This is a genomic window from Bradyrhizobium sp. (genome assembly GCF_049798375.1).
In the GTDB taxonomy this organism is placed as follows: domain Bacteria; phylum Pseudomonadota; class Alphaproteobacteria; order Rhizobiales; family Xanthobacteraceae; genus Bradyrhizobium.
The window spans coordinates 1-2,683 of sequence record NZ_JBARGP010000108.1 but is presented as its reverse complement, the minus strand read 5'-3'; the positions used below and the strand labels follow the sequence as shown (position 1 = coordinate 2,683).

Below are 2,683 nucleotides of genomic sequence, written 5' to 3'. Positions count from 1 at the left end.
AGGAGCGGAGCGGGAGACGCGCCGGCGACCCGCCCCTTGAACATGAAGTATCCCAGACCGGCGATCCCCAGGATGACGATCAGGCCCGAATAGTCGCGGGGACCGGAAGCGGATCCGGACGCGCCGGACGACGCGGTGCTCGTTTTCACCAGATTCCGTCTCATGTCCTCGGGTAGTCTGGCTGTCTGGAAGTCCAGTTCGGCCATCGCCTTTTTTCCCAACGCCTCGTAGATCTTGCCTCTCGTCTCGTAGCCCGAGGCGTCGACCGGACTGAGCATGACCGCGCGACCGGCATCGGCAGGATTTGAATGGAGGGCCCGTTTCCGCCGACGAGAGCACCCGCCGCTTGAGGCCAGCTCGGAAGCGGTCGATGAGGACGCAGGGGGTCCGGAGACCCGTCAGCTCGACGACCGCGGACGGCCCAAGCTCGATCAGGGTCCCGAGCGGCATCCGTTCGAGGTCCAAGCCGGCGGTGGTGACGTTCTCGCCGAGGTCGCCCGCCCCAACCTTGAAGCCAGCTTGGAGGAGAGACGGGAAAAGTTCGGACGGGATCAGGTGGACCTGCCGGAGATTGGGCAGGCGGGGCCGGCGGCGTGCCAAATAGCGGTGCCGGACGAACGGGCCGGCGTGAGCGTCGCCTTCGACGCCGTGGCCTTCCACCAGGATTATGCGCTCCCGAGTTGGTTTGCTGAAGTGGTGCCCGCCATCGGTGGCGACTGCCACGACATTCCCCTCGAGTGCCAGATCGTACCCCTGGGGCATCAGGCGGCGCGGGCGAGCGAGCGCCGCTTCTGACGCAGGTAGCGCGTGAGCTCCGCGAGCGTCATCGCATTTAGGACCCGGTCGGCAGGGACACCGCCCTTGCGGGCCATCAGGACGCCCCAGTGCATGTGGTCGAGTTCGGGGATCGAGTGCGCGTCCGGATTGATGCTCAGCATGCAGCCGAAGTCGAGGGCCGCCTGGTGCCAGCGCCAGTCGAGGTCGAGCCGCCATGGATGGGCGTTGATCTCGACGACGACGTCATGCTTGGCGCAGGCCCGCAGTACCTTCTCGACGTCGATTTCGTAGCCCGGCCGCCGCTGCAGCTGCCGCCCCGTCATGTGGCCGATGATGGTGGTGTGAGGGTCGGAAATAGCCCGAAGCAGGCGCTGCGTCTGCGCTTTGCGGTCGAGTTTGAAGCGCCCGTGGATGCTGGCGACCACGAAATCGAAGCGCTCCAGAACGTCGTCGTCATAGTCGAGCGACCCGTCCGTCAGGATGTCGGACTCAATACCCTTGAGGATCCGGAAGTCCTTGCCGAAGCGCTTGTTCAGTCGATCGGCTTCCCGGTGCTGCTGCGCGATCTCCTCAACGGAGAGACCGCCGGCATAGTGGGCAGACTTGGAATGGTCCGCCACGCCGAAATACTCGAAGCCCCGCTGACGCGTGGCCTTAGCCATGGTCTCCAGCGTCTCGGTGCCGTCGGAGGCATCGGTGTGGCAGTGAAGGATGCCGCGTAGGTCCTGGTCGGTGACCAGCTTTGGGAGCTTGCCTTTCAGAGCCAGCTCGACCTCGCCCCGCCCCTCCCGGAGTTCCGGATCGATAAAGGGCAGGCCGAGAGCGCGATAGATCTCCTCCTCGTCGCCGGCGATCGGGGTCCGGCCCTTGTGTAAGCCGTCGGCCTCCAATCGCATCCCCTTCTCCGCCGCCAAGACTTGGAGTTGCTCGATATGAGCGGCGGAGCCTGTCGCGAAGAGAAGGGCAGCGCCGAAGTGCTTTCGGTCGGACAGACGGATTTGCAGTCCGCCCCCCGGCGATGGCTTCGGTGCCTTGTCGGCCTTCGGTGCTTCCGCAACGATGGTGAGATCGCCGACGAGCTCGCAGCCTCGGCGGAAGTCGCCGGCGATTGTGACCCGCTTCAGCTCGGGTCGGGATTTGCGGATCGAATCCTTGGCGTGTGCCAGCAGCGCGGCGGCACGGTGCAGGTGGAGGCGCCCTTCTCCGCTTTTCGCGATCGCCAGATTCTGCAGGATCTTGCTCTGCAGCGCGGCACCGAGCCCCTTGGCCTTCTTGATGCGATCGTCCTTCGCGGCGGCCTCCAATTCCGCCAGCGATGTGATGCCGAGGTCCTTGTAGAGCCGCAGCACCTTCTCGGGGCGGAGACCGGGCACGGCGAGCATCTCAAGCACACCCGCGGGAATTTCCTTCCGGAGCTTTTCGAGACTCGGATGAGTACCCGTCCTGTGGAGCTTGGTGATGATGTCGGCGATTGCGTCGCCTACGCCCGGGATCTCGGTGAGGCGGTCTTCGGCAACGAGGACATCGAGGGGAACGGCAATGGCCGCCAGGCTATCCGCCGCCCGGGAATAGGCTTTTGCAGGGTAGGGATTGCCGCCACGCAAGGCGGTGCGCTGCGCGTACTCTCGCAGAAGACTTGCCACAGAACGGGCATCGAGCGAAGCCATTCAGCGAGCCTCCCAGTCCGAGGTTTGCGGCGCCGCCGGAGCAAGGCGACCACCGGAGCGGTCACTTGGCCGGCGATCGAGAGAGGCCTCGAGCTTCTGGGCTGCGCGAAAGTCCTCGAGGTGCTGGACATTGGGGCCGTAGGCAGCCTCCTTCTTGAGGAGATTGTAGATCCGACCGGCCACCAGTTGCAGATGCTTCATCTTGCCCCGCGGCATGGATCTCGCCTTGCAGAGAGCTC

The 2,683-nt window shown here is 65.2% G+C and carries 3 protein-coding genes and 1 pseudogene; all 4 read right to left on the bottom strand.

The genetic code is table 11. From position 1 onward, the window contains the following. Window positions 1–278: hypothetical protein (locus WA702_RS04950; protein WP_425109418.1), on the bottom strand; the 278-nt coding region annotated here is incomplete at its 3' end. A 145-nt stretch (window positions 279–423) separates the two neighbouring features. After that, window positions 424–762 (bottom strand): annotated as a pseudogene (locus WA702_RS04945) (MOSC domain-containing protein); the annotation flags it as partial. After that, a complete protein-coding gene (locus WA702_RS04940; protein WP_425109417.1) occupies window positions 762–2,444 on the bottom strand; it encodes a PHP domain-containing protein in 1,683 nt (560 codons plus the stop codon). The gene WA702_RS04940 and the pseudogene WA702_RS04945, both read right to left, overlap by 1 nt. Then, the coding region (locus tag WA702_RS04935) for a hypothetical protein (protein WP_425109416.1) at window positions 2,445–2,683 on the bottom strand (239 nt) is incomplete at its 5' end. It abuts the gene before it with no gap.